The 4,725-nt window shown below is 72.4% G+C and carries 6 protein-coding genes; 1 reads left to right on the top strand and 5 read right to left on the bottom strand.

The features are described from left to right. The 5 genes from RND61_RS32305 to pyrR form a co-directional block, all read right to left on the bottom strand. A partial coding sequence (locus tag RND61_RS32305) for a carbamoyl-phosphate synthase domain-containing protein (RefSeq protein ID WP_315881734.1) occupies window positions 1-312 on the bottom strand: 312 nt, incomplete at its 3' end. Beyond that, window positions 309-881, bottom strand: coding sequence for a PH-like domain-containing protein (locus RND61_RS32300; protein ID WP_315881733.1), 573 nt, complete (start codon window positions 879-881; stop codon window positions 309-311). The genes RND61_RS32300 and RND61_RS32305, both read right to left, overlap by 4 nt. Continuing rightward, entirely contained in the window at window positions 878-2,191 is a 1,314-nt protein-coding gene (locus RND61_RS32295; protein WP_315881732.1) for a dihydroorotase, read from the bottom strand. Before RND61_RS32295 ends, RND61_RS32300 begins: the two co-directional genes overlap by 4 nt. A gap of 6 nt (window positions 2,192-2,197) precedes the next feature. Further along, entirely contained in the window at window positions 2,198-3,181 is a 984-nt protein-coding gene (locus tag RND61_RS32290) for an aspartate carbamoyltransferase catalytic subunit (protein ID WP_315881731.1), read from the bottom strand. Window positions 3,182-3,383: 202 nt separating this feature from the next. Continuing rightward, window positions 3,384-3,959 carry a bifunctional pyr operon transcriptional regulator/uracil phosphoribosyltransferase PyrR gene (gene pyrR, locus RND61_RS32285; protein ID WP_315881730.1) on the bottom strand — a complete coding sequence of 192 codons (576 nt, stop codon included), beginning with the start codon at window positions 3,957-3,959 and terminating at the stop codon, window positions 3,384-3,386. A 198-nt stretch (window positions 3,960-4,157) separates the two neighbouring features. Between pyrR and bldD the strand changes: the two genes are divergently transcribed. Then, a complete protein-coding gene (gene bldD, locus RND61_RS32280; RefSeq protein ID WP_015032294.1) occupies window positions 4,158-4,658 on the top strand; it encodes a transcriptional regulator BldD in 501 nt (166 codons plus the stop codon). The last annotated feature ends 67 nt before the right edge of the window (window positions 4,659-4,725 follow it).

Genomic DNA, 4,725 nt, shown 5'->3' with positions numbered 1-4,725 from the left:
GGAGCGCCGGGAGCGCCAGTTGGAGGGGGTGCGGGCGGGGTCGCGGACCACGTATCCGGAGACCCAGATACGGGCGGACTCGTGGTCCTCGTCGTTGACGCCGGTGTTGCCGACGTGCGGGGCCGTCATGACGACGACCTGGCGGTGGTAGGAGGGGTCGGTCAAGGTCTCCTGATAACCGGTCATTCCGGTGGAGAAGACGGCCTCGCCGAATGTCTCCCCCACGGCCCCGTAGGCCCGGCCGCGGAAGCTGCGGCCGTCCTCCAGGACGAGTACGGCGGGAACCCTGGTTCCCCGGGTGGAGGTCGTCATCGTGCGGCGCCTTCCGTCGTGGTGGTCTCGGTGCTGAGGGAATTGATGGCGGTGACCCATGCGGGGTGGTCGGCGGCCCGGTCGGAGCGGAAGCCGGAGTCGATCAGCTGGTCGCCGTGGGCCCAGGTGACGACCAGCAGGCCGCCTTCGGTGAGGACCTTGCCGGCGATGCCCTTGTCGAGCCGCGCCCCGCGCAGCCGGTCGGCCGGGACGAAGAAGTCGGTGGCCCCGGGGCGTACGACCTCCAGCCCGGCGCCGGTCAGTGCGAGCTCGGCGCGGCTGCGGGTGCCGAGGCCGTGGGCCACGATCCGGTCGAGCCACTGCCCGGCGGTGGTGGACCCGTGGTACCGGCCGCTGAGGGCGAGCGTCACCTCGCCGGGGTCCTTCGGCGCGGTGGGGAGCGCGGGCAGGTCGGACTGCAGGCTGACGCGCCACTTCCACCCCTGGCGCATCAGCCAGTAGGCGAGGGCGATGAAGAGGAGCAGGACGCCGACCCAGCCGAGGCGGGCGGTCCAGTCGGTCACCTCGGCCGACCGGGGTTCGGCGGCGAGGGGGATCAGAGGTGTCACGCGAGCTTCCCGTCCATGAGCGTTGCCCTGCCCCGCAGGAAGGTGTGGGTGACGCGTCCCGGCAGCTCGCGGCCCTCGTAGGGGGTGTTGCGGCTGCGGGAGGCGAAGCCCGCGGGGTCCACGGTTCCACGGTATGCCGGATCGACCAGCGTCAGGTTCGCGGGCTCGCCCACCGAGACGGGACGGCCGTGGCCGGTGGCGCCGCCGATCCGGGCGGGAGCGAAGGACATGCGGTCGGCGACGGCCGCCCAGTCGAGCAGGCCCGTGTCGACCATCGTGTGCTGGACCACGGACAGCGCGGTCTCCAGGCCGACCATGCCCATGGCGGCGGCGGCCCACTCGCAGTCCTTGTCCTCGTGCGGGTGCGGGGCGTGGTCGGTGGCGACGATGTCGATCGTGCCGTCGGCGAGGGCCTCGCGCAGGGCCATCACGTCGCGCTCGGTGCGCAGCGGCGGGTTGACCTTGTAGACCGGGTTGTACGTGCGGACCATCTCGTCGGTGAGGAGGAGGTGGTGCGGGGTGACTTCGGCGGTGACGTCGATGCCGCGGGACTTGGCCCAGCGGACGATCTCGACCGAGCCGGCGGTCGACAGGTGGCAGATGTGGACGCGGGAGCCGACGTGCTCGGCGAGGAGGACGTCGCGGGCGATGATCGACTCCTCGGCGACGGCGGGCCAGCCGCCGAGGCCGAGTTCGGCGGAGACGACGCCCTCGTTCATCTGGGCGCCCTCGGTGAGCCGGGGCTCCTGGGCGTGCTGGGCGATGACGCCGCCGAACGCCTTCACGTACTCCAGGGCGCGACGCATGATCACGGCGTCGTCGACGCACTTGCCGTCGTCGGAGAAGACGGTGACGCCGGCGGCGGACTCGTGCATGGCGCCGAGCTCGGCGAGCTGCCTGCCCTCCAGGCCGACGGTGACGGCGCCGATGGGCTGCACGTCGCAGTAGCCGTGCTCGCGGCCCAGGCGGTAGACCTGCTCGACCACGCCGGCGGTGTCGGCGACGGGGAAGGTGTTGGCCATGGCGAAGACGGCCGTGTAGCCGCCGCTCGCGGCGGCGCGGGTGCCGGTGAGGACGGTCTCGGAGTCCTCGCGGCCGGGCTCGCGCAGGTGGGTGTGGAGGTCGACGAGACCGGGCAGCAGGATCAGCCCCTCGGCCTCGACGACGGTGGCGCCCTCGGCGCTCGGGCCGGTGCCGTCGGAGCCGATTCCGCCCCGCGGGGCGGTGGCGGCGATCGTCCCGTCCTCGATGAGGACGTCCTGGGCCTCGCCGCCGAGGACCTTCGCACCACGGATCAGGGTCTTGCTCATGCTGGGTTACTTCTCCTCGGTACGGGACGACGGCTGGGTGACGGCGGGCTCGTTGCCGCCGAGCAGCAGGTAGAGGACGGCCATGCGGGTGAAGACGCCGTTGGCGACCTGCTCGACGACGGTGCAGCGGGGGGAGTCGGCGACCTCGGCGGTGATCTCCATGCCGCGGACCATGGGGCCGGGGTGCATGACGACGGCGTGCTCGGGGATCTTCGCCATGCGCTCGGCGTCGAGGCCGTAGCGGCGGGAGTACTCGCGCTCGGTGGGGAAGAAGGCGGCGTTCATCCGCTCGCGCTGGACGCGGAGCATCATGACGGCGTCGCACTTGGGCAGGGCGCTGTCGAGGTCGTACGACACCTCGCAGGGCCAGGTGTCGACGCCGACGGGCACGAGGGTGGGCGGGGCGACCAGGGTGACCTCGGCGCCGAGGGTGTGGAGCAGGTCGACGTTGGAGCGGGCGACGCGGCTGTGGAGGACGTCGCCGACGATGGTGACGCGCTTGCCGGACAGGTCCCGGCCGATGCCGGCGTCGTGGCCGACGAGGCGGCGGCGCAGGGTGAAGGCGTCGAGGAGGGCCTGGGTGGGGTGCTGGTGGGTGCCGTCGCCGGCGTTGATCACGGGCGCGTCGATCCAGCCGGAGTTGGCGAGCCGGTAGGGGGCGCCGGAGGCGCTGTGCCGGATGACGACGGCGTCGACGCCCATGGCGGCGAGCGTCTGGGCGGTGTCCTTGAGGGACTCCCCCTTGGAGACGCTGGAGCCCTTGGCGGAGAAGTTGATGACGTCGGCGGAGAGGCGCTTTTCGGCCGCCTCGAAGGAGATCCGGGTGCGGGTCGAGTCCTCGAAGAAGAGGTTGCAGATCGTCCGGCCGCGGAGGGTGGGCAGCTTCTTGATCGGCCGGTCGGCCATGCGGGCCATTTCCTCGGCGGTGTCGAGGACGAGGACGGCGTCGTCCCTGGTGAGGTCGGCGGCCGAGATGAGGTGGCGCTTCATCTGGGGGTTCTCCGTGGGGTGGGGAGGTCGGTTCCGTGGGCGTGCCGGGCGGGCCGGGGCCGGGTGCGGGCGGGCACCGGTCAGGCCGGTGTGCCGCCGTGCCGCGGGCGGGCGGCCCGGATCCGCGCGCACCGGAACCCGTGCCGCGGGACGGGTCGCGGGGTGGGGGGGACGCGCGGGCGAGGGCGGGACGCGCCGGTGGCTACTTCTCGCCGGTCGGGGCGGGCTCGCGCACGCCGAGCAGCACGGCGTCGCGGCCGTCCTCCTCGGAGAGCTGGACCTTGACCGTCTCGCGCAGCGACGTGGGGAGGTTCTTGCCGACGTAGTCGGCGCGGATGGGCAGCTCCCGGTGACCGCGGTCGACCAGGACGGCGAGCTGTACGGCACGGGGGCGGCCGATGTCGCCGAGCGCGTCGAGGGCGGCGCGGATGGTGCGGCCGGAGAACAGCACGTCGTCGACGAGGACCACCAGGCGGCCGTCGACCCCGTCACCGGGGATGTCGGTGCGGGCGAGGGCGCGCGCCGGGTGGAGGCGCAGGTCGTCGCGGTACATGGTGATGTCGAGGGAGCCGACCGGCGTGACGCGGCCGGTGATCTGTTCGAGCTTCTCGGCCAGGCGCCGGGCGAGGAACACGCCGCGCGTGGGGATGCCGAGGAGGACGACGTCGTCGGCGCCCTTGGCGCGCTCGACGATCTCGTGGGCGATGCGGGTCAGGACCCGCGCGATGTCCGGACCCTCGAGGACGGGGCGGGCATCGGACTGCTGGGGGGCGTCCATACGGAACGGACCTCCTTCTCCGCCTCACGGGACGGACCTTAAAGGACGTCGGAATTGCGTCTTCAACCGTACCAGGACCCGGAAGGGACTCAGTACGGACCGTTCGGCTTGACGCACCCAAGTAACGCTGCGTAACCTCACAGTGAGTTACCAGCCACGCGGCGGAGCCGCACGTTGTAACAGTGTCCAGGGAGCTATATGTCCAGCGAATACGCAAAACAGCTCGGGGCCAAGCTCCGTGCCATCCGCACCCAGCAGGGCCTGTCCCTCCACGGTGTGGAGGAGAAGTCCCAGGGCCGCTGGAAGGCCGTCGTGGTCGGTTCGTACGAGCGCGGCGACCGCGCCGTGACCGTGCAGCGTCTCGCCGAGCTGGCCGACTTCTACGGTGTCCCGGTGCAGGAGCTGCTGCCGGGCACCACGCCGGGCGGCGCCGCCGAGCCGCCGCCGAAGCTGGTCCTGGACCTGGAGCGCCTGGCGCACGTCCCGCAGGAGAAGGCGGGACCGCTGCAGCGCTACGCGGCGACGATCCAGTCCCAGCGCGGCGACTACAACGGCAAGGTGCTGTCGATCCGCCAGGACGACCTGCGCACGCTGGCGGTCATCTACGACCAGTCCCCCTCGGTCCTGACCGAGCAGCTCATCAGCTGGGGCGTCCTGGACGCCGATGCCCGCCGCGCGGTCGCCCACGAGGAGAACTGACCCGCGCAGAAACGTTGCCGCCGGAGGGCGGTCCCGCCCGTCGGGACCGCCCTCCGGCGCGTTCGCG

This window comes from Streptomyces tamarix (assembly GCF_032423885.1).
Classification (GTDB): domain Bacteria; phylum Actinomycetota; class Actinomycetes; order Streptomycetales; family Streptomycetaceae; genus Streptomyces; species Streptomyces tamarix.
The sequence above is the reverse complement of the archived record's forward strand: the minus strand, read 5'-3'. Positions and strand labels throughout refer to the sequence as shown.